Here is a 24,626-nt window from a genome sequence, read left to right on the forward strand (position 1 = left end):
AGTAGGACACCGCCGAACATCCGTTACCGAAAGCCCCCCAACCATGTTGGGGGGCTTTCGGCATTTCACAACACTTTTTCCGACGGCAGCCGTTGCCGCGCACACCTTTTCACCCCGGCGCACCGCCGGCCAGGACCTGCAGCGCCCTCGACGCCAGATGGAGATTCAGGCGTGTGTCGACACTGCGGAGATCACGCCCGGTCAGTTCGTGGATGCGGGACATCCGGTACCGGAGTGTGCTGCGGTGGATCCTGAGGGCCTGCGCGGTCTCGTCGTACTTGCCGCCGCATTCGAGGTATTGGGCGAGGGTGGCCGTCATCGTGCTGCGGTGCTGTCGGTCGTAGTCGAGCAGCGGGCCCAGCCATTCCTGCACGAACGCCTCGACATCTCCGGTGCTGCTGTGCGAGTCGAGAATGCGGTAGACGCCGAGTTCGTCGAACTGAGCCACACCGCGAGGCGAGTTCGACTGCTTTCGTATTTCGAGGGCGCGCAAAGCGTGGGTGTACGAGTCGGGGAGTGTGCTGGGAGAGGTGCATTCGGATCCGACCCCGATCACACCGACGGCGGGACCGAGCGACTTCTCCAACGCTGAGAAGACAGTGTTCACGTCCGTCTTGGCGTCCATGACTGCGGCGAGGACGCCGGTTCGCTGCTCGTTGCCGTGAACGAGGAGGGCGGACGAGTCGGTGGCCGTCAGGTGACGACGGAACGCCTCGGTGACGGACTCGACGGATGTGTCCGGACCCCAGTGGACGACCAGGACGCGTTGCGGTGTGTGCAGGTCGTAGCCGAGTGCGTCGGCCCGCGAGTAGGCGCTGTCGTCGTCGGTGCCGGCCAGTAGGTCGGCACCCAGGTCGCGGCTCAGCCGTGCCTCCGTCTCGGCGAGCGATCTGCGGTGTGCCATCTCGACGGCGAGCATCGTCCCGGCATGCTCGAGTGCGAAGGTGTCGAGATCGGTGGCGCGGTGATCCGGGTCGGACAGATACAGGACACCGAGAAGTGTCCGGCCGGGCCGGACCACCTGCACGATCCGGTTGTCGTCCCGCAGCGGCCGCCCCTCCATCGCGGCCCGGCGCAGGACGTCGACCCGGTTCCCGCCACCGACCTTGCGGTACCGGGGTGTCGGCCCGGACGCGTCCGGGCCGGACCACACACGAAGATTGCCGAACGCGTCCTCGATACCGACGGCGAGTCCGGTCACCTCGTGGAGGGTCTCGGCGATGGCGGTCTCCTCGGCGCCGGTCGCGGCGAGTCGCCCGAACGTGCGGTGGATCTTCGCTTCCTCCTCGAGCCGCGCGGCCCTCGTGCCGATCGCGGTGATCTCGTCCGTGGCCTCGCGCAGTTGGCGTTCCTGGGTGGCGGCCCGGGAGCGGAGCGTCGCGACGCGCAGGGCCGACCCGGTGTGCTGAATCAACAACTCGAGGAGCGTCGCCTGCACCGGCGTCGGCGGGTAGTCGGCCCGCAGTGTCAACGACACCGGCCGGGACCACGAATCGTCGAGCAACACGCGGTGCCGCCAGACGTCGTCGTCGGGGACTTCGCCCGTCAGCACGGCCACGGGTTCGACCGAGAAGGGGCCGAGTTCGGGGAGGGCTTCGGCGAGCAGGGACAGGATCTCGTCCCGATTCCCGCAATCGTGCATGTGTGCGGTTACGGCCAGCACCGCCGACAGGTTCGTGGCCCGCGGGGTGTGATCCACCCTCGGGTCTGGGGCTGCATCCAGATCCATGGCATGGAACTACCCCGTTTTGCGCCGTCGAAACCGGGACGCTGTCCAGTGGGGCCGGATTTCGGGGGATTCTTTCGTTCCGCGGTGACCATGTGGCGAGACGGATCAGCCGCCAACCTTGGTAACTGAGGGGTGGCACTTATGACCCAATCCAATAATTGGCACGATCCCGATCTGAACATGATTCGCGATGTCGTCGCGCACACGTCGGACGGGTGCGAGGGCTGTCTCGCACTCGGTACCCGCTGGGAGCACCTGATGTTGTGCCTGACGTGCGGCTATGTCGGATGCAGTGACGGATCACCGATGCGGCACGCGCGACATCACGCGGAACGCAGTGGTCATCCGATCGTCCAGTCGCTCCATGCGGGGGACAACTGGCGCTGGTGCTTCGTGCACGACGTCCAGATCTGCACGCCGTATCCGGCGACCGGGGCCCGGGTGGTCGCACCCAGCCTGGTGCCCGGGCCGGCGGACGACCTCAGACATGGTCTCCGTATCGCGAAATCGCAGTGACGATCGCAGACCAGACGGCGTCGGCCCGAACTTCGGGGGGAGCGCCGTCCAGCCAGCATGGCCGCACCGGGCTTCCGCCGGGGCGCGGCGGCGCCGGAAGCGGTCCGGGCACTGCGGCGTAGGCATCCGTTGCGGGCACCGGGACGCATGCATCGTCGAAGGACGACCGGGACGTCTCCGGGTGCGTGCCGTGCCTGCGTTGCAGAATCTCCTGTCCCTCGCGTCCGCGCAGCAGGAAGAACAGCAGCGGGTCGTCGTCGAGGACCCACGCGGCCTGATACAGCACCGCAGCGGCGTGGCGGCACGGCACGTCCCACTCCTCGCAGGTGCAGGTCGCATCGGCGTCGAACATCGACGGAATCAGTGACACGTCGACGGCTGCGAGATCCTCGTCGAGTTCGCGGGGGAGCGTCCCACTCGACAACTGGGCGACGTGACCGCTCCGCGACGCGAGAGTCGCGAGCACCTCGCCCCACTGTCGCTCGTCCAGCGGGTCCACCCGGATCCGCACGTGCAGGCTCTCGTCGTCGGTGTGCACGTCCGCGGAGACGAGCCCGGGCGCGAACGTGAGCGGACCGACCAGTCCGCCACGGGCATAGGCGCGTCCGCGCTTCAGTGTGTTCGAGTCGAGCGCGGCCCGCTCGACGTCGTCAACCCAGCGCTGCGCCCACCAGGTCCTGCCGCGCGTGCGGCGGCCCTTCTGCGCAGGGAAGCGGGGATGCGTGACGGCGTCGGTCACAGGTCACCTCCGAAGTCGTAGTCGGGGCTCAGGGCCACCAGCCGGGCGAGTTCGCCGTCGGTCAGCTCGGTGAAGGCGGCGGCGCCGTGCGACAGAACCGAGTCGGCGAGTTGCCGCTTGGACGCGAGCATGGCGGCTATGCGTTCCTCGATGGTTCCCGCGGTGACGAGCCGGTGCACGACAACCGGGTGGGTCTGACCGATGCGGTACGCACGATCGGTGGCCTGGTCCTCGACCGCCGGGTTCCACCAGCGGTCGAAGTGGACGACGTGATCGGCCCGGGTGAGGTTCAGCCCGGTGCCTGCGGCCTTGAGGGACAGGATCAGGACGGGGACGTCGCCGTTCTGGAAGCGTTCGACGAGGTCCTCCCGGGCCCCGACGGACGTGCCTCCGTGCAGGAACTCGCACGTCACCCCGCGCGTCGTCAGGTGCCGTCGCAGCAGTCGTCCCATCGTGGTGAAGTGGGTGAACACGAGGGAACGGCCGCCCTCCGACAGGTTCGTGTCGATCAGCTCGTCGAGCAGACCGATCTTGTGGGAACGGCCGGTGAGCGTGGCGTGCTCCTGGCCGAGGTACTGGGCGGGGTGATTGCAGATCTGCTTCAGACCGGTGAGCAGCGACACGATGCTGCCGCGCCGCCCGATGCCCTCGCTCGTCTCGATCCGCTCCATGGCGTCGCGGACGAGCGCCTCGTACATGCCGGCCTGCTCCGGGGTGAGCGTGACGTCGAGGTCGACCTCCGTCTTCGGTGGAAGCTCGGGGGCGATCCCCGGATCCGACTTCCTGCGCCGGAGCACGAACGGTGAGATCAATGCCGCCAACTCCGCCGCGCCGTCGGGCCCGTCCATCTCGGACGAGCCGTCGTAGCGGCGCCGGAACTGCGCGTAGGGGCCGAGGAGACCGGGGGTGACGCCGTCGAGGATCGACCAGAGGTCGCTGAGCCGGTTCTCCACCGGCGTGCCGGTGAGGGCGACGCGCGCCTGTCCCTGAATGGTCCGCAGCGCCCGCGTCACGGCTGCGGACCGGTTCTTCAGATGCTGGGCCTCGTCCGCGACGACCAGACCCCACGTCGTCCCGGCGAGAACTTCGCAATCGAGCCGCATCGTCGCGTACGTGGTGAGGACGACGGTGTCGCTGCCGTCCGCGACCGTCTCACCGGGAGGCCGGCGGCTCGGACCGTGGTGGACGAGGACACCGGTGCCCGGTGCGAAACGCTCGATCTCCCGCCGCCAGTTCCCCAGCAGGGACGCGGGACAGACCACGAGTGTGGGTCCCGCCGTGTCCGGGTCCTGCTGCCGGTGCAGGTGAAGCGCGATGAGGGTCAACGTCTTTCCCAGGCCCATGTCGTCGGCGAGGCAGGCGCCCAGGCCCCGTGACGTGAGCCCGGCGAGCCAGCGGAAGCCGGTCAGCTGGTAGTCCCGCAGTTGCGCGCGCAGGGCTGCGGGGACCGGCACGGGCTCCGGATCCCCGTCCGACAGCTCCCGCGCCACCGCCGCGGCCGCCCCGTAGGAGTCGACGCGGACGTCGTCCTCGCCGCGCCTGGCCCGGCCGGTCAGCGCGGCCCGAAGGGCCTCGACGGCCGTCATGGTTCCGGTCCGCCGCAGGAGGGTCTTTCGTATCGTCTCCGCGTCCGCGACGACGTACCGGTTGCGGAGTTTCACGACTGCCCGCTTCGCCGACACCAGCTCTTCCATCTCCTCCCGCGTGAGTGCGTCTTCGCCCACCGCGACGCGCCAGTCGAAGTCGAAGGCGCGGTCGCCGCCGAAAGCGGCTGCGCCCTCCCGGGATCCGGGGTCGCCGAGGATGATGCGGGTCGACGTCTGGGCGACCAGTGCGCGCGGCCAATGGATCTGGACGCCCCGCTCGCGCAGCCGACGGCCGGCGTCCCCGGCGAGGGAGCCCAGGTCGTCGTCCTCGAGCCGGATGCGGTGCGGCGCCTCCGCCCGCAACAGATCTTCGAGCGGAGCCCAGTCCTGGGCCGCGCGGCGGAGGGCACCGAGAACCTCGATCCGCGGGTCGGAAGCGAACGCGGATTCGGCGAGCGTCGGATGCCGCCACAGGTCCACGGCGTCGCACACCACTCCGGGCCGCGCGACGCCGTGCACCTGGACCGTGGCGTCGAATTCGCTGTCCGAGAGATCCACCGCGCCGGGATCGACGGGGTCGATCCGCAACGACAGCGCGATCGCCTCGGGTGTGAGGGCGTCCGCCCACGCCTGCAGTTCCGGGGAGGGTTCGGCATCCCAGGCCAGGTAGGGGCCGGCGTCGGCGGGCGAACCGAGTCGCGGGACGGTGTCGACGACCGCGGTGAGGAAGTCGCGCAGGACGTCCGCGGCGGCGGGGAGGCGAACTCCGTCGGCGCGCGGATCCCCGAGCGGGATGGCGCGAGCTTCGGGCGGGAGCGCGGCGGCCAGCAGACGCAGGTGCGATGCGTCCTCGTCGTCGAGGGTGCCGAGCCGCCAGACGTCGCGGCCGTGCGGTGTGACCGAGGGCAGGACCTTGCCCGCCTCGAGGTATCCGACGGCGGTGCGGGCGGAGGCGGCCCAGAACGCGACCGATCGATGCGCCGTGTCGCCGGGTGCCGGCGACAGCAGCATCGGCAGCGCGTCAGCGAGGGAAACATTCTGCGTCGGAACGCTGTTCACCTCTCTGCCGGTGAAGATCCGGGTGCGGGAATCGGCACTCGGTGGCTGCTGCCCGTCCGGTGAATCGCTCCAGAACACCAGGCGCGAGTCGCGCGGAGGATCGGCGGGGACGAAGGTGGCCGCGCAGCCGGCGAGGGTGGGCTCTGCTGTCACTACTGCGCCTTTCGCCGGGTTTATGGTACGCCGTACGTCAACGAGGCGGCGTGCGGAATTGTTCCCGGGCGCCGTGGGAAGATCTCGGCATGGGAAGAAGCGCGGCACCGGAGGGCGACCCCGCCCGCACCATGGAGTTGCTGTGGGGTGGCGGCAGCACGCCGATCTCGCGTCCCCGCAACGGCAAACCCGGCTTGACACTCGACCGGATCGTCGAGGCCGCCGTCTCCGTCGCGGATGCGGAGGGGCTGGACGCCGTCTCGATGCGCCGGCTCGCGGCCGAACTCGGCGTCGGGGCGATGTCGCTGTACACGCACGTTCCCGGAAAGACGGAACTGGTCGAGGTGATGCTCGACCGGGCGCTGTCCACGCTCGAACCGGGTGACGACACCGACGCGGGGTGGCGGGAGCGTCTCACGGCCGCCGCGCACGACTATTTCCAACTGCTGTGCGCACACCCGTGGATGCTCGGAGTCGTCGCGCTGAGCCGGCCGGTCCTCGGGCCCGGCGGGATGGCCAAGTACGAGCGGGAACTGCGCGCGGTCGAGGGACTGGGACTGCCGGACCTCGACATGGACTCCGTCGTCACACTCCTCGACAGTTTCGTCGCCGGCGCGGCGCGGGCGGCGGTGGACGCGGCCGCGCTCGCCGACCAGGGCGAGGCGGACAGCGAGTGGTGGCAGAGCGTCGCGCCGCACTTCGAGAAGGTCTTCGACCCCGAGCGGTTTCCGCTCGCCACCCGGGTCGGGGCCACGGCGGGGGAGCACCACAACGCCGCGTTCTCGCCCGCCCACGCCTTCGAATTCGGGCTCGCCCGGCTACTCGACGGAGTCGGCGCCCTCATCGTCGGCGGCGGAACCGGCGGGGATTAGTTCGGCGGGAACGGCCAGCGTGGTCGGTTCGAGACGCCCGCGCAGGGTGACGGTGTCGGTACATTGCCACCGCGTGCCTTCGTCCTCGGACGCCGCGGCGATCGCCCGCTCGGACGCGACGACGTGCCCGGGAACATTCTTGGCGAGCTCGGACAACCGCGCCGCCTCGTTGACCGGATCGCCGATCACCGTGTACTCGAAACGTTCGTGGGCGCCGATGTTTCCGGCCACCGCGCGACCGGCCGCCACCCCGATTCCCGCATCGCATTCCGGTACCTCGGCGGTGAGCCGTTCGCGCAGGACCCGAGCAGCGGACAGGGCCGCACCGGTGTGGTCGTCGAGCGCCATCGGTGCCCCGAAGATGGCCAGCGCGGCGTCGCCTTCGAACTTGTTGACGAACCCGCCCCGCCGGTCGACCTCGTCGACGACCACGTTGAAGAACCGGTTGAGCAGATCCACGACCTCCGCCGGAGACCGGGTGGCCGCGATCGTGGTGGACCCGATGATGTCGACGAACAGCACCGCCACGTCGCGTTCCTCCCCGCCGAGTTCGGGGTTGTGACGAAGCGCCTGCGACGCCACGTCCTGCCCGACGTGCCGCCCGAAGAGGTCGCGGATCCGCTCACGTTCGCGCAGTCCCTCGACCATCCGGTTGAACCCGGTCTGCAGCGCGCCGAGTTCGGTGCCGTCGTACACGACGACCTCGGCATCGAGATCGCCGTCGGCCACCTTCGCCATGCCCTGCGCCACCGAGCGGATGGGCGCCTCGGTGGCGCGCACACTGATCACCACCAGCAGCAGACCGAACAGCAGAATCACACCACCGAGCGCGAGGATCGACACCGCGAGGCTGGTCGGGCTCGCCGGACGGATGAAGCTGAAGATCGCGATGAGCATCAGGCCAAGCACGGGAACGCCCGTCCCGAGGATCCACGCCAGCGCCGTGCGGCCGGTGATGCCGAGCGTGCGGCGGGGTTGCGGTCCGTCCGATCCGAGTGCGCGGGCGGCGATGGGACGGAGCGCGAACTCCGTCAGCAGGTAGCAGAACGCACACACCGTGATGCCGGCCATCGCGATCGTGAACGCGACCTTCGGGATGGTCTGGGGATCGATGAGGCCGTACAGCGTCGTGAAGAAGACCAACCCGATGCCCCACAGCGCCGCCTGGACCCGGGTCAGGCGCCACGGGGCGCGGAACGCCGCCGACCGGTCGTGGTCGGTGGGCATGTCGTCCTCCGTTGCCCATCGCAGATCCGACACCAGTCGCTTGGTGCCCCAGGTCACGCCGATCAGCACCGCGCACAGCACGAACACCGGCACTGCGACGAAGTTGGCGATCGCGAACTCGCTCGCCCACACACTCGGCCCGGGGACGACGACGCTGATGAGCAGGCAGGTGATCACCGCACCGACGAGATTCGTGAACACCAGCGGCGCGGTCAGCAGCAACTGGACACGGATGCGGCGCCGGCGGGGACTCTCGTCCGGCGATCCCAGCAACCACGACCCCAGCGGGGCGACGGATCGGCGAGGGCTGAGCATAGTCATTCGAGACTAGTCGGCATGATCCCTTAGGGTGGGCGGGTGCGCCTAGTGATTGCCAGATGCCGAGTCGACTACGTAGGCCGTTTGACGGCACATCTGCCCACCGCTCGTCGCCTGTTGTTGATCAAGGCCGACGGTTCCGTGAGCATCCACGCCGACGACCGCGCCTACAAGCCCCTGAACTGGATGAGCCCGCCCTGCTGGCTCGTCGAGGACTCCGTCGAGGACGCCGAAGCCCTGTGGGTCGTGACCAACAAGGCCGGTGAGGAACTGCGGATCACCATCGAGGAGATCGAGCACGACTCCCGTCACGAACTCGGAGTCGATCCCGGGCTCGTCAAGGACGGTGTCGAAGCGCACCTGCAGGAGTTGCTCGCCGAACACGTGGAAACGCTCGGCAACGGCTACACATTGGTCCGGCGTGAATACATGACGGCGATCGGTCCCGTCGACCTGCTGTGCCGGAACGCCGACGGCGCGTCCGTCGCTGTGGAGATCAAGCGCCGCGGCGACATCGACGGTGTCGAGCAACTCACGCGGTACCTCGAACTGCTCAACCGCGATCCGCTGCTGGCACCGGTGAGCGGCGTCTTCGCCGCCCAGCAGATCAAGCCGCAGGCCAAAACCCTTGCCACCGACCGCGGAATCCGGTGCCTGGTGCTCGACTACGAAGCGCTGCGCGGCACCGAGAGCACCGAGTTCCGGCTCTTCTGAGGCCTAGGCTGAACCCGTGCCCCGTCGTAAACCGCAGCGGAAGAACACGCGCCGCAGTGCGCCCCCGGACAATTCCGAGGGCTCGCTGTTCGGTAGTGCGCTGATGCGTCAGGAATCCGGTCCCGCGGGCGACGCGGACGAGAGCTACATCGTCCGCACCATCCCCGGGGCCCGGGCGACCAAGTCGTACCGGTGCCCGGGCTGCGATCACGACATCCGGCCGGGTGTCGCCCACCTCGTCACCTGGCCCGCCGAATACGGCGGAGCCGAGGACCGGCGGCACTGGCACACCGGGTGCTGGTCGGGACGCAGCACCCGGGGCCTCACCCGCAGGTGGTCCTAGCTTCCGGTCTTCACCGTTCGCTGACCCGCAGGCCGGTTCGCCTGGGTCTTCTCGACGGTGGAGAGCACCGCGGTGTCCTCGTCCGAGTTGTCCGTCTCGTCCCCGGACTTCTTCCCTGACGCGTTCGACCCGGACTCGCCCGACTCGGTCTTGCGGTCCGCTGCGCCGTTCGGTGCCGACTGGCTGTTCGGGTTCTCGTTCGGACGCTTCTCGGACTTCGACGCCGCGGTGTCGGGCTGCGCGTCCAGGAGTTCACTCTCCCGGTTGACCGACGCCAACATGGCGGGAACCGAATCGAGCTGCCCTCGAATGCCCAAGAGCTGCGCCAGGATCCGGCCGCGGAGCACGCGAAGCTCTTCCGCGAGTTCCTTGGCGTGGGCGATCTTGCGCTCCGACTGGTCGGTGGCAGCCTGCAGCCTGCGCTCCGCCTCGTGCGTGGCGTCCGCGAGACGACGCTGCGCCTCGGCCTTGCTGGTGGACTCGAGCTCGTTCACCGCCGTGATCGTCTTCTGGCGGCGCTCGGACATCGAGAGGTCGAAGTCCTCCTGAACCTGCGAGCGACGCAGTTCGGCCTCGGCGGCGAGGCGGTCGCGCTCGGACTGCGCGGCCTCGACGATCTTCGCCGCCTCCGTGCGGGCCTTCGCCATGGTCTGCTCGTGCTGAATCTCGAGCGCGCTGCGGCGGTCTTCGAGTTCCGCGACCAGCGACTCGTACTGGCCGCGGAGCTGCGCGCCCTCCTGCTCGGCGACGGAGATCGTCTCGGCGGCGTCGGCCTCGGCCTTCGCGCGCACCTCGGACGCCTCGTCCGACGCGAGCCGGAGCATGCGCGAGATGCGGTCGCTCATTCCCTCCGCGGTGGTCGGCGGAACCGACAGGCGGTCGACGTCCTTGCGGAGATCGTCGATCTCGTCCCGCGCGTCGTCGAGTTGCTTGGCGAGATCCCGCGCCTGCGCCGCCGCGGCGTCGCGGTCGGCGGCAGTGACGCGCAGCTCGGCGTCGAATCGCTCGAAGTAGTTGCGTACCTCGTCCCGGTCGAATCCCTTACGCACGGTGGAGAAGGGAAGGGGGATCGAACCACGGTCCTGCTCGTTTACCATGGCCGCCAATCTACCTGGGCAAAGTAGAACTTGTCTCTGCGCCTGGCACCCGGCGGCCGGTCACAGCTCTAGTGGGTCGCCGACGGCTCGACCAGCTCGACGAGAACTCCGCCCGCGTCCTTCGGGTGGACGAAGTTGATGCGCGAGTCGGCGGTTCCGCGGCGGGGTGCGTCGTACAGCAGCCGGACGCCGCGCTCGCGCAACTGGGCGGAGATGGCGTCGATGTCGGTGACGCGGTACGCCAGCTGCTGGAGACCGGGACCGCTGCGATCGATGAACTTGGCGATGGTCGAGTTCTCGTTCAGCGGCGCGAGAAGCTGCAGCGCGGTGCTGCCCGCGGGAGCGCCGACGACGCTCAGCATCGCTTCGCGCACGCCCTGCTCCTCGTTCACCTCTTCGTGTGTCGACACCATGCCGAGGTGCTCGGAGTACCACGCGATGGCGGCGTCGAGGTCGGGAACGGCGATGCCGACGTGGTCGATGGCGGTCACCAGATCCGAGGACAGCGGCGACGTGGACTGGGTGGGGGAGGACTGTGTCATGGTCCCGACGTTAGCGCTACCGTTTCGGTAGTTCTCGTCGGGATGTGACTTCCGTCGCCCGGCACCCGCCCATTCGTCTCACGCGGAGGAAATCGTGACCAGTTCTGTGATCGTCGCCGGAGCCCGGACCCCGATGGGCCGGTTGCTGGGTTCGTTGAAGGATGTGTCGGGTTCCGATCTGGGTGGGGTGGCGATTCGCGGTGCACTGGAGAAGGCGGGCGTCGCCCCCGAACAGGTCGAGTACGTGATCATGGGCCAGGTGCTCACGGCGGGGGCCGGTCAGATCCCGGCGCGGCAGGCCGCCGTGGCCGCCGGGATCGGGATGGACGTGCCTGCGCTGACGATCAACAAGGTGTGCCTGTCGGGGATCGACGCGATCGCGTTGGCGGATCAGCTGATCCGGGCCGGCGAGTTCGACGTCGTCGTCGCCGGCGGCCAGGAGTCGATGTCGCGTGCCCCGCACCTGCTGGAGAAGTCGCGGGAGGGGTTCAAGTACGGCGACGTCACGATGCGCGACCACATGGCGTTCGACGGGTTGTACGACATCTTCACCGATCAGGCGATGGGCAGCCTGACGGAGGCGAAGAACGCGGAGGACGGGCAGCGGATCAGCCGTGAGGAGCAGGATGCGTTCGCGGCAGCGTCGCACCAGAAGGCGGCGCGCGCCTGGAAGGACGGTGTCTTCGACGACGAGGTCGTGCCGGTTCCGGTGCCGCAGCGCAAGGGCGATCCCGTGCTCGTCGGCTCCGACGAGGGCGTGCGGGGCGATACGACCGCCGAGTCGCTGGCCAGGTTGCGGCCGGCGTTCAGCAAGGACGGCACCGTCACCGCCGGGTCGGCGTCGCAGATCTCGGACGGCGCGGCCGCCGTCGTCGTGATGAGCAAGGCGAAGGCTCAGGAACTGGGGCTGTCCTGGATTGCGGAGATCGGCGCGCACGGGGTGGTGGCGGGCCCGGATTCGACGTTGCAGTCCCAGCCGGCGCGGGCCATCGCGAAGGCGTGCGCCAAGGAAGGGATCGACCCGAAGGACCTGGACCTGGTGGAGATCAACGAGGCCTTCGCTGCGGTCGGGATCGCGTCAGCGCGGGAGCTGGGCCTGGATCCGGAAATCGTGAACGTCAACGGCGGCGCGATCGCGATGGGGCATCCGCTGGGGATGTCGGGTGCGCGGATCGCACTGCATCTGGCACTCGAGTTGCGCCGTCGCGGCGGCGGCGTTGGCGCGGCGGCACTGTGCGGTGGAGGCGGTCAGGGTGACGCCCTGATCGTCCGCGTCCCCAAGTCTTGACAGACGATGGTCCGTGGTGGTGTGCCTCACACCACTACGGACTGTCGTAGATGGTCGGGCACAATGGTCGGCATGGCGAACGTCTTCGATCTCAGCACCACGGCCAAGCGCTTCCGATTTGTCGCAATTCTGGAGGCATTCACCTGGCTCGGCCTCCTCATCGGCATGGCCTTCAAGTACCTGCCCGCCGACGGCAACGAGATCGGCGTGAAGATCTTCGGCCCGATCCACGGCGGCGTCTTCGTGCTGTACCTGCTCGTCTCGCTGTGGACCGCGCGCAAGCTGAGCTGGAACCTGGTCACCGTCTTCTGGGCGCTCGTCGCCAGCGTCCCGCCGTTCGGCACCGTCGTGTTCGAGGTCTGGGCGGCCCGCACCGGCCGCATGGCCGAACTGTCCCGGACCAGCGAGGCGAAGAGCGAACCGTCGCTCGTCTGACCGAGTCCGCGGTAGGCACGGCCCGCATTCCGGCGCACGCTCGAATCGTGACAAACTGGTGGACGTGACTCGACCAGGTTCTCGTCCGTCAGCGCGTTCCTCAGCAGTGGCCGCAGCCATGAGCGGAGCAGTCGATCTCTCCGCCCTCAAGGAGCGTGCGGCCGCTCCGCCCCCGCCTGCGCCCGCACCCTCCGGGGACGGCGCCGCCCCGGCCGCCCCGGCCGCCCCCGGCGGCACCGGCCTCGCACCCGTCATCGACGTCACCGAGGCGACGTTCGAGGCGGAGGTCCTCGTCCGGTCCCAGCAGGTCCCGGTCGTCGTGGACCTGTGGGCCACCTGGTGCGAGCCGTGTAAACAACTCTCACCCCTGCTCGAGAAGCTGGCACACGAGGCCGGTGGCACCTGGGTGCTCGCCAAGGTCGACGTCGATGCCAACCCGCGCATCGCGCAGGCTTTCGGCGTCCAGTCCGTCCCGACCGTCGTCGCCATCGCCGGCGGTCAACCGCTCGCCGACTTCCAGGGCGCGCAGCCCGAACCGCAACTGCGTCAGTGGCTCGCCGCCGTCCAGCAGGCGACCGCCGGAAAACTGTCCGGGCCGCCTGCCGGCAACGGCGACGCGGACGAGCCCGAGCCGGAGGACCCGCGTTTCGTCGCGGCCGAGGCGGCGCTCGACGAGGGCGACCTGGCCGCAGCCGAAGCCGAGTTCCAGAAGATCCTCGACGCGGAACCGGACAACGCGGAGGCGCAGGGCGCGATCCGCCAGGTACGTTTCCTCGCCCGCGTGCAGTCCGTCGATCCCGGTGCCGTCGCCGCGGCGGACGCCGCCCCCGCCGACATCGACGCCCAATTGCAGGCGGCGGACGTGGAGCTCTACTCCCAGGCGCCCGACGCGGCGTTCGCCCGCCTCATCGGTGTCGTCGCCCGCAGCGCCGGCGACGACAAGACCCGGGTTCGGACCCGTCTGCTGGAGTTGTTCGAACTGTTCGACCCGGCCGAGCCGGTCGTCATGACCGCGCGCCGGAAACTCGCCGCGGCACTGTACTGACGAGGAACCGGGGTGAGTGCTTTCGGCGCTCACCCCGGTCACCCCCGACGGCGATCAGCTGCGAACGCGCTCCACCCGTCCGACCAGAAGGACGTAGGACGCGATTCCGATCGCGGTCACCACGGTCATGTAGACGAATCCCGGAGCGAAACTGTCCTCGGTGACGAGCAACCCGATGACGATGGGCGTGGCGATCGACGACAGGTTGCCGATGAAGTTGAACATTCCGCCCGTGAGCCCGAGCAGCCGTTCCGGTGCGAGTGCCGACACCAGCGACCACGTGATCGACGCGAGTCCGTTGCCGAAGAAGGCGATGGACAGGAACACGATCACCATCGCGGTCGAGTCGGTGAAGTTCGCGCCGATCATCGCGACGGTCAAGAGCAGTCCGACGATGATCGGACCCTTCCGGGCGACTCCGAGAGAGACCCCCTTGCGCAGCAGGAAGTCCGAGAACACCCCGGAGAACAGCACACCGACGAGCGCCGCGACGAACGGCAGCGAGGCGAGGAATCCGGACTTGTTCCGCGAGTCTCTCGGCGCAAACCCGGGTCCTTCAGGTCCGGGATGGCCGATCTGGTTTGTCGGACCGTGGGGCTAGTGTCTTCGGTCATGGCGGGGAGGGTGGTGAAGCGGGCGTTCAAGTACCGTTTCTATCCGACTGCGGTGCAGGCGGAACAGCTTGCTCGGACGTTCGGGTGCACCCGGTATGTCTACAACCGGGCGTTGGCCGAGCGGTCGCGTGCCTGGTCGCAGGAGCAGCGACGGGTCACCTACGCGGACACCTCGAAGATGCTCACCGGATGGAAACGGGATGTCGAGACGGAGTGGTTGGCGGAGCCGTCGAAGGGGCCGTTGCAGGAGGCGCTGCGGCAGTTGCAGGGTGCGTTCGAGAGGTTCTGGCGCAAGCAGACCCGATACCCGCAATTCAAGAAGAAGGGGCAGTCGAAGGATTCGGCGACCTACTACTCGAACTGCTTCACCTACCGCGGCGGGCAGGTCCGGTTGGCCAAGCAGACCGAACCCCTGGACGTTCGGTGGTCGAGGCCGCTGCCGGAGGGGACAGTACCGTCGCAGGTGACGGTGTCGCGTAATGCTCGTGGTCAGTACCACATCTCGATCCTCGTCGAGGACACGATCACCGAACTCGAGCCGGCCGATCGGGTGGTCGGGCTCGACGCCGGGATCACGAGCCTCTACACACTCTCGACGGGGGAGAAGATCACCAACCCGCGCCACGAGCGCACGGACCGTGAGCGGTTGGCGAAGGCGCAACGGATGCTGGCCAAGAAGCAGAAAGGGTCCCGGAACCGGGCCAAGGCCCGACTGAAGGTCGCGAAGATTCATGGCCGGATCGCTGATCGGCGCCGCGATTATCTGCACAAACTGTCCACTCGGCTGGTGCGCGAAAATCAAGTGATCGCCGTCGAGGATCTGAGTGTGCGGAACATGGTGAAGAATCGGTCCCTGTCTCGGGCGATCTCGGATGCGGGGTGGTCCGAGTTCCGGTCGATGCTCGAGTACAAGGCCGACTGGTACGGGCGGCGGGTGGTGGCGATCGACCGGTTTCATCCGTCGTCGAAGACCTGCTCGGTGTGCGGGGAGGTCGCGTCGACGATGCCGCTGAACGTGCGGGAGTGGGCGTGCCGGTGCGGCGTCGTCCATGATCGGGATGTGAATGCGGCGAGGAATATTTTGGCCGTCGGACTGGCGGTGGCAGCCTGCGGAGATGGTGTGAGACCACCTCGCACATAACGTGTGGGGTGGCGACTGTCTGTGAAACAGGAACCTCGGGACGCGAGTCTCGGGGGAATCTCGGTCGTTCACGGCCGAGAGGAAGTCAAGTAATCCATGCCCCGGTAAATCAACGAGGTAGGTGGGAACCAGGTGACGAAGAACCACCGCGTCGACGTGAGCCAGAACTGCCCCAGGTATATTCCCCACAGCTTGTGCCGGCCGAGGACGGTGGCGACATCGTTCCGGATCACCTCCGGACGCTCGCGTTCCTCCTCCACGAGGTCGACGTGCCAGGACAAGCACGGACTGCAACCATGAGAGAAGGAAGGGAGCAGGGCCAGTTCGATGAACTGTCCGGAGGTGTAGAAACCGATCACGATCGTACGTTCATGCTCGGGTACCAGGCCGTCGCGACCCGGCTGTTGATCGGGATACGCGGGCGCCCCCGAACACGCCGACCAGCAGTCGCAACGCGATGAGCGCCACGAGGCCGCCGATGACCCCATGCACGCGGTCGCGATCGAGCAGAGGATGAGGGCAGGCGGGGCAGAGCAGTCTCGGGGGAATCCGGTCGACGAGCCATCCACCGGGAATCTGCAGCGCTGCATACGTCCAGCCGAAGGCCGACAGCAGAAGTCCCCAGTCCGTACATGCCCGACGAGCGGATGCGCGGCCTCGTGCCGGGTCGTGTGCCGGGCCGCCGGACGGATCTCCGCGGCGCTCGGCTATCGAGAGATCTGAGCCGGCGACCGGTCAGCGGTACCGGCCCTCGCAGGCCTGCTCGCCTCCGAGCACTCCGGTGCGGAAGGCGTCGACCCGGGAGAACCCGCTCGGCACGGTCTCGCCGTTCACGTCACTGGCGGCGAGTCCGTCGGTGAGCAGCCCCGAGACCGCCTCGTCGAGGTCGCCGGGGGACAACCACACGCTGCCCTCCGCCAGGGTGGCCGGACTGGCCGGGCTCAGCGCGCTGGTGATGACACCGGACAGGCAGGCGGCCCGCAGCGCGGTCTGCGGTGAGTGCAGATCGTCGCCCCGGTCCCGCTGCAACGCCAGGGTGTACCGCGAGGCGAGCAGGACGTACGCGTTGTAGTCGCCGGTGAGCTTGGTCTGGAACAGTTCACGACGCCCCGGGCGCCCCGGTGTGCCGCGTTCGGCGAGGGCGTCGACACTGACCCCGATCGTGTTGGTTGCCGGGCAATACGACACCGGTTCCGTCACGTCGGCGTCCGCGCAGTCGAGGTCGGCGCCGTCGAGTTGCAGCGTGGGCGGATCGCTGAGATCGAAGATCTGCTGGAACGACGTGAAGAACGCCTCGACGGACTCGTCGGTGACGGGGAGTTCGCCGTCGTCGGTGTCGTCGGCGAAGCGCTGCGGCAGATCCGCGCGCCGCGAGTCGATCTCCTTCTCGTCGATGCGCGTGCACGCTGCCGGGCCGTCCGTGAACCCGATCTGGGTGGCGGTGACTCGTTCGAACGCCGAGCCGTGCACGTTGTCCGGATCGTTCGGGTCGGTATCGCCGATCGCCACCGCCGACGCCAGTACCTTGTTGAGGCCGTCCGACGTGTTCAGCGTGAAATGGGGCGCCTTGTCTTCCGCGATGTGCCGCATGAATGCCCCCGCGAAACAGTCGGCCTGCTGTTCCCGCACGATGCCGCCGCCCACGTTCTCGTCGGCGATTCCCGCCTTCGTCTGGACGGCGTGCCCGTACTCGTGGGCCAGCACGAAGACGGCGGCGACGATGCCGAACTTCTCCACGACCTCCGGCAGCAGCAGCCCCCGGTCCCAGCCGATGGTGTGGTCGGTGCTGCAGTAGCCGGCGTTGAGGAGTTCCTTGGTGCTGTCTCCGCAGAACCGGGGGCCGTCGGAATCCCGCGGATCCCAGGAGATCAGCTCCTCCACCGGCTCGAACGTGCGCTGGAACAGTGCCGGGAACTCGGTGCGCCAGTAACTCTCGATGTCGCTCACCGCGTTGGCCGCCATCGTGTCGATCTCACCGCCGTCGGTGCCGGTGACGGGGAGGTCGGCGGCGGGCGCGCCCTTGCGGGCACCGCTCGGACCCGACGTGGCGTCGAGGCCCGCCACCTTGAACGGATCGTCGTAGATGGACGCGGCCTCACCGTCCACCGAACGCGTGCACCCCGACAGCACGACCGCAGTCGCGGCCAGAACGCTCACGCTCGCAGCCCACAGCCGACGTCGGGTCAGCAAGGCCGTGCCTTCATCAACGCTCCAGACTCATCCAGATCGCTCCGTTCGCGGGCAGTGCCACCTCCGCGGAGGCGGGACGGCCGTGCCACGGCTGCGAAGTTGCCGTCACCGCACCGAGATTTCCCCAACCCGATCCTGCGTAGACCTCGGCGTCGGTGTTGAGAATTTCACGCCATTCGCCCCGTTCTGGCAAGCCCACACGATAATTCGCGTGCGCGGAACCCGAGAAATTGAACAGGCACGCCAGAATCGACCCGTCGGTGCCGTAACGCAGGAAGCTCAGGACGTTGTTCGCCGTGTCGTTGGCGTCGATCCAGGAGAACCCACCCGGTGACGTGTCGAGCGTCCACAACGCCGGGTGCTCGCGGTACGTGGCGTTGAGGTCGTGGACGAGCCGGAGCAGACCGCGGTGGAAGCCGCCCGTATACGGGTCGTCGAGCTGATACCAGTCGAGTCCGCGTTCCTCGGACCACTCCGCGGTCTGCCCGAACTCCTGACCCATGAACAGCAGTTGCTTGCCGGGGTGCGACCACATGTACGCCAGCAGGGCCCGCACGCCGGCGGCCTTCGACCAGTCGTCGCCGGGCATCCGCGTCCACAGCGTGCCCTTCCCGTGCACCACCTCGTCGTGGCTGATGGGGAGCAGATAGTTCTCGCTCCACGCGTACATCAGGGAGAACGTGATCTCGTGATGGTGATAGCTGCGGTGGACGGGATCGTGCGCCAGGAACCCGAGGGTGTCGTGCATCCACCCCATGTTCCATTTCATGTTGAACCCGAGTCCGCCGACGTTGGTCGCGCGGGTGACACCCGGCCACGCCGTCGATTCCTCGGCGATGGTGACGACCCCGCGGTGCTGCTTGTGGACCGTAGCGTTGGTCTCCTGCAGAAACGCGACCGCCTCCAGGTTCTCCCGGCCGCCGTGGATGTTCGGTGTCCAGCCGCCCTCCGGCCGCGAATAGTCGAGGTACAGCATCGACGCGACCGCGTCGACGCGCAGACCGTCCACATGGAACTCGTCGAGCCAGTACAGCGCATTGGCGACGAGGAAGTTGCGGACCTCGCGACGCCCGAAATCGAACACGTACGTTCCCCAGTCGAGTTGCTCGCCGCGCTGGGGATCGCTGTGCTCGTAGAGCGGTGTGCCGTCGAACCGGGCCAGCGCCCACTCGTCCTTGGGGAAGTGGGCAGGCACCCAGTCGACGATGACGCCGATGCCGGCGGCGTGCAGGTGGTCGACGAACCACCGGAAGTCGTCGGGCGAGCCGAACCGTGAGGTGGGCGCGTAGTACGACGTCACCTGGTATCCCCAGGACCCGCCGAACGGGTGCTCGGCGACCGGCAGCAGTTCGACGTGCGTGAACCCCGTCTCCGTGACGTGGGCGGCGAGTTGCTCGGCCATCTCGCGGTAGTTCAGCCCGGGACGCCACGAACCGAGGTGCACCTCGTACACGCTCATCGGGGACTGCGCGGGCTCGGTGGCCGCCCGCTGCGCCAGCCACTCGGCGTCGTTCCATTCGTACGTGCTCACCGACACCCGGGACGCGGTCGCGGGAGGGACCTCCGTCGCGAAGGCCATGGGGTCGGCCTTGTCGCGCACACTGCCGTCGGGGCCGTGGACCCGGAACTTGTACAGGTCGCCGACCTCGATACCGGGGACGAACAACTCCCACACCCCCGTCGACCCGAGCACCCGCATCGGGAAGTTCCGGCCGCTCCACCCGTCGAAATCGCCGATCACGCTCACCCCGCGGGCATTGGGCGCCCACACGGCGAACGACGTGCCGGTGACGGTGCCGTCGGGGGTGTCGTAGCGGCGGCGGTGCGCGCCGAGGATCTCCCACAGCCGCTCGTGCCTGCCCTCACCGAACAGGTGCAGGTCGAGTTCGCCGAGCGTCGGCAGGAACCGGTAGCCGTCGGCGGAGACGTCGTTGTGACCACCCGGCCACGTCGTGGACAGCCGGTAGTCCATCAGGTCCCGGTACGGCACCAGCGCGCCCCACACACCGTGCGCGAGGTGTTCCAGCGAGAAACTCGTCCCACCGATGACGGCGTCGACGGCCTCGGCGTAGGGGCGCAGCGCGCGGATCACCGTGCCCTCGGGATGTGGGTGCGCGCCCAGGATCGAGTGCGGGTTGTGGTGCTCGCCCCGGGCCAGCAGGTCGAGGTCGGCGGCGTCGGGTGCGATGGCGACAGGCGGTTCGACGGTCACTATGTACCTCCGCGGTAGGCCAGCTTCGTTCTGGCCGGATAGGGAATCGACGGTAATGCCAGGATATGGGCCACGGCCCGCCACGGTTCGAGGCGCACGAAGTTGGTCTGCCCCCAGTGATACTGCTCCCCGGTGACCTCGTCGAGCACGGTCAGGTGGTCGTGCCAGTCGCGGCCGAGCGCCGGCATGTCCAGCCACACGTTGCCCTGCTCGGCGCCGTACGGGTTGAGATTTATCACCGTCAGCACGGCGTCGCCGGTGGTGGCGTCGAACTTGGAGTACGCGATCAGGGCGTCGTTGTCGACGTGGTGGAAATGGATGTTGCGCAACTGCTGCAGCGCCGGATGCTGCCTGCGGATCCGGTTGAGCGCGGTGATCCACGGTTCCAGGGACTCGCCGCGGGCGGCCGCTCCCTCGAAGTCACGGGGACGCAGCTGGTACTTCTCCGAGTCGAGGTACTCCTCACTGCCCGGACGCACCGGAACATGTTCGTACAGTTCGTAACCCGAGTACACGCCCCACGTGGGCGACAGGGTCGCCGCCAGCGCGGCGCGCAGCGCGAACATTCCCGGACCGCCGGTCTGCAGGCTCTCGTGCAGGATGTCCGGGGTGTTGACGAAGAGGTTGGGGCGCGCCTCGTCGGCCTTGGCGGCGATCTCCTTGCCGAACTCCGTCAACTCCCATTTGGCCGTCCGCCACGTGAAATACGTGTAGGACTGCGTGAACCCGCGGCGGGCGAGACCGTACAGTCGTGCCGGACGGGTGAACGCCTCGGACAGGAACAGGACGTCCGGATCCGACTTCTTGACCTCGGCGATCAGCCACTCCCAGAAGTCCGCCGGTTTGGTGTGCGGGTTGTCGACCCGGAAGATCTTGACGCCCGCCGCAACCCAGTGCCGCACGACCCGCAGGACCTCCGCGTAGATGCCGTCGCGGTCGTCGTCGAAGTTGACCGGGTAGATGTCCTGATACTTCTTCGGTGGGTTCTCGGCGTAGGCGATGGTGCCGTCGGGAAGGACGGTGAACCATTCCGGGTGCTTCTTCGCCCAGGGATGGTCCGGTGCGGCCTGCAGGGCCAGGTCGATCGCCACCTCCAGGTTCAGCTTCCGGGCGGCGGCGATGAACGCCTTGAAATCGCGCAGCGTCCCGAGCTCGGGATGGATCGCGTCGTGGCCGCCCTCGTCCGAGCCGATCGCCCACGGCGAACCGACGTCCTCGGGGCCCGGGGTCAGCGTGTTGTTGGGGCCCTTCCGGTTGATCTTTCCCACCGGGTGGATGGGTGGCAGGTACACCACGTCGAAACCCATCGACGCGATCCGGGGAAGCGCCGCCGCGGACGTCGCGAACGTGCCGTGCCGGGGCCTGCCGTTCTCGTCCCGGCCGCCGGTGGATCGCGGGAAGAACTCGTACCACGACCCGAACAGCGCCCGCGTGCGATCGACGAGCACGGTGTGCGCCTCGCTCTTCGTGACCAGTTCGCGCAGCGGATGCGCGCGCAGCAGTTCGGTCACGTCCGATCCGAACGCCGGAGCCACCCGCTCGGAGAGGTGACGGTCGGAACGCAGCGACGCCGCGACCCCGGTCAGTCGTGAACGGTCCCCGCGGGGGACGCCCTTCGCGGCACGCTCGAACAACCGTGCACCGATCTCGAGGTCGTTGGCCAGTTCGGCCGAACCCTGTCCCACCGCGAGCTTCGCCTCGACCGCGTGCTTCCACGTGGTGACCGGATCGCTCCAGGCCTCGATCCGGAACGTCCAGAGACCCTCGCCGGTCGGGGTGAAGGAACCGTCGACCGTGTCGGGCACCGGACCGCTGGTCATGGGAATCCGGAACGTCGCCGAGCCGCCCGACGAAGCACTGCGCGGCCCCCGCACCGCCAGTGTGGCGGCCACGGCATCGTGACCTTCGCGCCACACGGTTGCCCGGACGGGAAACACCTCACCCACAACGGCCTTGGCGGGAAAGCGGCCGCACCCGACGTTCGGTTCCACGTCGTCGATTCCGAGTCGACCTGTCACACTGGGCTCCGTTCCATAGCCGGAAGTTGCCGGCGGCTCGTGGGCTGGGCCGCCCGTTCAACCGTAGTGGAGTCGACCGGTTCCTGTCCGTATTGGAGATCTGACGCGCACCCGGCCCGACACGGCGCGACGACGCCCGCAGTGCGTTATCGTTCGCGAGGTGAAAGCCTTGCGTCGGTTCACTGTCCGAGCCCACCTTCCGGAGCGGCTCGCTGCCCTCGGTCCGCTGTCCACCAATCTTCGCTGGTCGTGGCATCCGGCCACGCAGGAACTGTTCGGATTGCTGGACGAGGACCTGTGGCGGCAGGTGCAGTTCGACCCGGTCCGGATGCTCGGTGAGGTCGATCCCGCCCGCCTGGACGAACTGGCCGAGGACGTCGCGTTCCTGGCCCGGCTCGACGCCGCGGCCGCCGACCTCGACGACTACCTGTCCCGGCCCCGCTGGTACCAGAACCAGCAGGCCAAGGGAGTGTCGCTGGACGGCGGGATCGCATATTTCTCAATGGAGTTCGGGGTCAGCGAAGTGCTGCCCAACTACTCCGGCGGCCTCGGAATTCTCGCAGGCGACCACCTGAAGGCGGCATCCGATCTGGGACTGCCGCTGATCGGTGTCGGGTTGTTGTACCGCTCGGGATACTTCCGGCAGTCGCTGACCGCGGACGGCTGGCAGGCCGAGCACTACCCGCCGCACGACCCGCAGGGCCTGCCGCTGCGCCTGCTCACCGAGTCCGGGCCGCAGTCGTCCGACGGGGCGCCCGTCCTCGTGCACGTCGCGGTACCCGGCGGGCGGGTGCTGCGCGCCCGCGTGTGGATCGCCCAGGTGGGGCGCGTCCCGCTGCTGCTGCTCGACTCCGACATCGCGGAGAACGACGCCGAGATGCGGGGCGTCACCGACCGCCTGTACGGCGGCGACCAGGACCACCGCATCAAACAGGAGATCCTCGCCGGCATCGGCGGCGTCCGCGCGGTGCGCGCCTACACCCACGCCTACGGCCTGCCCGATCCCGCCGTCTTCCACATGAACGAAGGTCATGCCGGTTTCCTCGGCATCGAGCGGATCCGCGAACTGGTCACCACCGGCGGGCTCGACTTCGACGAGGCGCTGGCCACGGTCCGCGCCGGCACCGTCTTCACGACCCACACCCCCGTTCCCGCGGGAATCGACCGGTTCCCGGCCGACCTCGTGCGGCACTACTTCGGCGGCGACAACGGGGCGAACGAATCGTCCCTGCTGCCGGGGCTGACGATCGACCGGATCCTCGGACTCGGCCGCGAATCGGATCCGTCCGTGTTCAACATGGCCCACATGGGCCTGCGTCTCGGGCAGCGAGCGAACGGTGTGTCCAAGCTGCACGGCATCGTCAGCCGGGAGATGTTCCAGCCGCTGTGGCAGGGCTTCGACGCCGGAGAGGTGCCGATCGGCTCGGTCACCAACGGTGTCCACGCGCCCACCTGGGCCGCACCCGAATGGATCGATCTCGCCACCCGCATCCTCGGCCCCGAACTGGTCGAGGAGGCCCGCGGCTGGGAGCGGCTGCAGGATCTGTCCGCCGAGGAACTGTGGGCGACCCGCAACGCGCTGCGCGGAAAACTCGTCGAGGAGGTGCGCCGGCGGGTCCGGGCGTCCTGGATCGAACGCGGCGCGACGTCCGCCGAACTCGGCTGGACGAACGAGGTGTTCGACCCGAACGTGCTCACCGTCGGCTTCGCCCGGCGCGTGCCCACCTACAAGCGTCTGACGCTGATGCTGCGCGACCCCGAACGGCTGCGGGCACTGCTCCTCGACGAGGAGCGTCCGGTACAGCTCGTGGTCGCCGGGAAGAGTCACCCCGCCGACGACGGCGGCAAAGCCCTCATCCAGCAGGTCGTGCGGTTCGCCGACGCCGCCGACGTCCGGCACCGCATCACCTTCCTCCCCGACTACGACATGTCGATGGCGCGGTACCTCTACTGGGGTTGCGACGTGTGGCTCAACAACCCGCTGCGCCCGCTCGAAGCGTGCGGCACGTCGGGGATGAAGTCGGCGCTCAACGGCGGACTGAACCTGTCGATCCGCGACGGCTGGTGGGACGAGATGTTCGACGGCGAGAACGGCTGGGCCATCCCGACCGCGGACGGCGTCGTCGACGAGACCCGGCGCGACGACCTCGAGGCCAGCGCGCTGTACGAACTGCTCGAGCGCGCCGTCCTGCCGAGGTTCTACGACCGCGCGGACGGACTGCCGGTGCGCTGGGTGGAGATGGTGCGTCACACGCTGCAGAATCTGGGCCCCAAGGTGCTCGCGTCGCGGATGGTGCGCGACTACGCCGTCCAGTACTACGCGCCCGCGGCCGCATCGGCTCGGACGGTGGCGGCGGAGAACTTTGCCGGCGCCCGCGAACTCGCCGCGTTCCGTCGACGCGTCGAGGCGGCATGGCCTGCGGTGACGGTCCTGCAGGTCGACGGCGCGGGGCTGCCCGACACCCCCGAGATCGGAGCGAATCTGGTGCTCCGCGCCCGTATCCGCCTCGGTGAACTGTCCGTCGACGACGTCACCGTGCAGGCCGTGATCGGCAAGGCCGGACCGGACGAGGAGCTCACCGACATCGTCACGGTCCCGATGACGCACTCGGCGTCGGACGAGTCGGGGGAGTTGTTCGTCGCCGACCTGGCGCTGCCGCTGTCCGGCTCGGTCGGGTACACGGTGCGGGTGCTTCCGCACCACGATCTGCTCGTCGATCCGTCGGAACTGGGCCTGGTGACGGTGCCGAACCCCTGACCGGCTCCACTGCGCCGGCCTGGGTTCGTC

At 68.6% G+C, this 24,626-nt stretch carries 20 protein-coding genes; 9 read left to right on the plus strand and 11 right to left on the minus strand.

The window, feature by feature from the left end:
• Nucleotides 1-109: 109 nt before the first annotated feature.
• Nucleotides 110-1,729: a CdaR family transcriptional regulator gene (locus CJ179_RS38020; protein WP_095864941.1), complete on the minus strand. Its 1,620-nt coding sequence runs from the start codon at nucleotides 1,727-1,729 to the stop codon at nucleotides 110-112.
• Between the two features lie 141 nt (nucleotides 1,730-1,870).
• Here CJ179_RS38020 and CJ179_RS38025 point away from each other — a divergent pair, with 141 nt between their 5' ends.
• Nucleotides 1,871-2,245, plus strand: coding sequence for a UBP-type zinc finger domain-containing protein (locus tag CJ179_RS38025; RefSeq protein WP_072946961.1), 375 nt, complete (start codon nucleotides 1,871-1,873; stop codon nucleotides 2,243-2,245).
• Here CJ179_RS38025 and CJ179_RS38030 read toward each other — a convergent pair.
• Both CJ179_RS38030 and CJ179_RS38035 read right to left on the minus strand, forming a co-directional pair.
• A complete protein-coding gene (locus CJ179_RS38030) occupies nucleotides 2,211-2,984 on the minus strand; it encodes an SWIM zinc finger family protein (protein ID WP_095864942.1) in 774 nt (257 codons plus the stop codon). The two genes, CJ179_RS38025 and CJ179_RS38030, sit on opposite strands and share 35 nt — an antisense overlap.
• On the minus strand, nucleotides 2,981-5,782 hold the full coding sequence (locus CJ179_RS38035; RefSeq protein ID WP_095864943.1) for a DEAD/DEAH box helicase: 2,802 nt from the start codon (nucleotides 5,780-5,782) through the stop codon (nucleotides 2,981-2,983). Before CJ179_RS38035 ends, CJ179_RS38030 begins: the two co-directional genes overlap by 4 nt.
• Nucleotides 5,783-5,871: 89 nt before the next feature.
• On the opposite strand from CJ179_RS38035, the gene CJ179_RS38040 reads away from it, so the two are divergent.
• Complete coding sequence (locus CJ179_RS38040) at nucleotides 5,872-6,654, plus strand: TetR/AcrR family transcriptional regulator (RefSeq protein WP_095864944.1); 783 nt, start codon at nucleotides 5,872-5,874, stop codon at nucleotides 6,652-6,654.
• Here CJ179_RS38040 and CJ179_RS38045 read toward each other — a convergent pair.
• Nucleotides 6,601-8,202 (minus strand): adenylate/guanylate cyclase domain-containing protein, encoded by a 1,602-nt coding sequence (locus CJ179_RS38045; RefSeq protein WP_095864945.1) that lies wholly within the window; start codon nucleotides 8,200-8,202, stop codon nucleotides 6,601-6,603. The two genes, CJ179_RS38040 and CJ179_RS38045, sit on opposite strands and share 54 nt — an antisense overlap.
• 36 nt (nucleotides 8,203-8,238) lie before the next feature.
• Here CJ179_RS38045 and nucS point away from each other — a divergent pair, with 36 nt between their 5' ends.
• Together nucS and CJ179_RS38055 are read left to right on the plus strand one after the other, a co-directional pair.
• A complete protein-coding gene (nucS, locus tag CJ179_RS38050) occupies nucleotides 8,239-8,913 on the plus strand; it encodes an endonuclease NucS (RefSeq protein ID WP_043824264.1) in 675 nt (224 codons plus the stop codon).
• Nucleotides 8,914-8,929: 16 nt separating this feature from the next.
• Entirely contained in the window at nucleotides 8,930-9,256 is a 327-nt protein-coding gene (locus CJ179_RS38055) for an ATP/GTP-binding protein (RefSeq protein WP_072946972.1), read from the plus strand.
• On the opposite strand, the gene CJ179_RS38060 is transcribed toward CJ179_RS38055, so the two are convergent.
• A complete protein-coding gene (locus CJ179_RS38060; RefSeq protein WP_095864946.1) occupies nucleotides 9,253-10,353 on the minus strand; it encodes a hypothetical protein in 1,101 nt (366 codons plus the stop codon). The genes CJ179_RS38055 and CJ179_RS38060 overlap by 4 nt on opposite strands.
• Before the next feature lie 68 nt (nucleotides 10,354-10,421).
• Nucleotides 10,422-10,895, minus strand: a complete 474-nt coding sequence (mce, locus tag CJ179_RS38065; RefSeq protein WP_072946976.1) for a methylmalonyl-CoA epimerase — start codon at nucleotides 10,893-10,895, stop codon at nucleotides 10,422-10,424.
• 94 nt (nucleotides 10,896-10,989) lie between these two features.
• Between mce and CJ179_RS38070 the strand changes: the two genes are divergently transcribed.
• The 3 genes from CJ179_RS38070 (at nucleotide 10,990) to CJ179_RS38080 (ending at nucleotide 13,663) form a co-directional block, all read left to right on the plus strand.
• Complete coding sequence (locus CJ179_RS38070; RefSeq protein ID WP_095864947.1) at nucleotides 10,990-12,183, plus strand: acetyl-CoA C-acetyltransferase; 1,194 nt, start codon at nucleotides 10,990-10,992, stop codon at nucleotides 12,181-12,183.
• 63 nt (nucleotides 12,184-12,246) lie between these two features.
• Entirely contained in the window at nucleotides 12,247-12,618 is a 372-nt protein-coding gene (locus tag CJ179_RS38075) for a DUF3817 domain-containing protein (protein ID WP_072946980.1), read from the plus strand.
• 118 nt (nucleotides 12,619-12,736) lie between these two features.
• Entirely contained in the window at nucleotides 12,737-13,663 is a 927-nt protein-coding gene (locus CJ179_RS38080; RefSeq protein WP_095865302.1) for a tetratricopeptide repeat protein, read from the plus strand.
• 54 nt (nucleotides 13,664-13,717) lie between these two features.
• Here the strand turns inward: CJ179_RS38080 and CJ179_RS38085 are convergent, their stop codons facing one another.
• Nucleotides 13,718-14,239 (minus strand): MFS transporter, encoded by a 522-nt coding sequence (locus tag CJ179_RS38085; RefSeq protein ID WP_255315020.1) that lies wholly within the window; start codon nucleotides 14,237-14,239, stop codon nucleotides 13,718-13,720.
• Nucleotides 14,240-14,275: 36 nt separating this feature from the next.
• Here CJ179_RS38085 and CJ179_RS38090 point away from each other — a divergent pair, with 36 nt between their 5' ends.
• Nucleotides 14,276-15,418, plus strand: a complete 1,143-nt coding sequence (locus tag CJ179_RS38090) for an RNA-guided endonuclease TnpB family protein (protein ID WP_095864948.1) — start codon at nucleotides 14,276-14,278, stop codon at nucleotides 15,416-15,418.
• 68 nt (nucleotides 15,419-15,486) lie between these two features.
• Here the strand turns inward: CJ179_RS38090 and CJ179_RS54235 are convergent, their stop codons facing one another.
• The 4 genes from CJ179_RS54235 to CJ179_RS38110 all read right to left on the minus strand — a co-directional run bounded on the left by CJ179_RS54235 (nucleotide 15,487) and on the right by CJ179_RS38110 (nucleotide 21,838).
• On the minus strand, nucleotides 15,487-15,777 hold the full coding sequence (locus tag CJ179_RS54235; protein WP_373560186.1) for a hypothetical protein: 291 nt from the start codon (nucleotides 15,775-15,777) through the stop codon (nucleotides 15,487-15,489).
• Nucleotides 15,778-16,153: 376 nt separating this feature from the next.
• A complete protein-coding gene (locus CJ179_RS38100) occupies nucleotides 16,154-17,575 on the minus strand; it encodes a neutral zinc metallopeptidase (protein WP_095864949.1) in 1,422 nt (473 codons plus the stop codon).
• A gap of 46 nt (nucleotides 17,576-17,621) precedes the next feature.
• Complete coding sequence (gene glgB, locus CJ179_RS38105) at nucleotides 17,622-19,820, minus strand: 1,4-alpha-glucan branching protein GlgB (protein WP_072946986.1); 2,199 nt, start codon at nucleotides 19,818-19,820, stop codon at nucleotides 17,622-17,624.
• The gene (locus CJ179_RS38110; protein WP_072946988.1) at nucleotides 19,820-21,838 is read right to left on the minus strand and encodes an alpha-1,4-glucan--maltose-1-phosphate maltosyltransferase; all 2,019 of its coding nucleotides are present in this window, start codon (nucleotides 21,836-21,838) and stop codon (nucleotides 19,820-19,822) included. Before CJ179_RS38110 ends, glgB begins: the two co-directional genes overlap by 1 nt.
• 160 nt (nucleotides 21,839-21,998) lie before the next feature.
• On the opposite strand from CJ179_RS38110, the gene glgP reads away from it, so the two are divergent.
• Nucleotides 21,999-24,596 carry an alpha-glucan family phosphorylase gene (glgP, locus tag CJ179_RS38115; protein WP_095864950.1) on the plus strand — a complete coding sequence of 866 codons (2,598 nt, stop codon included), beginning with the start codon at nucleotides 21,999-22,001 and terminating at the stop codon, nucleotides 24,594-24,596.
• Nucleotides 24,597-24,626 lie beyond the last annotated feature (30 nt).

The organism is Rhodococcus sp. ACS1 (assembly GCF_002300155.1).
Classification (GTDB): Bacteria; Actinomycetota; Actinomycetes; order Mycobacteriales; family Mycobacteriaceae; genus Rhodococcus_F; species Rhodococcus_F koreensis.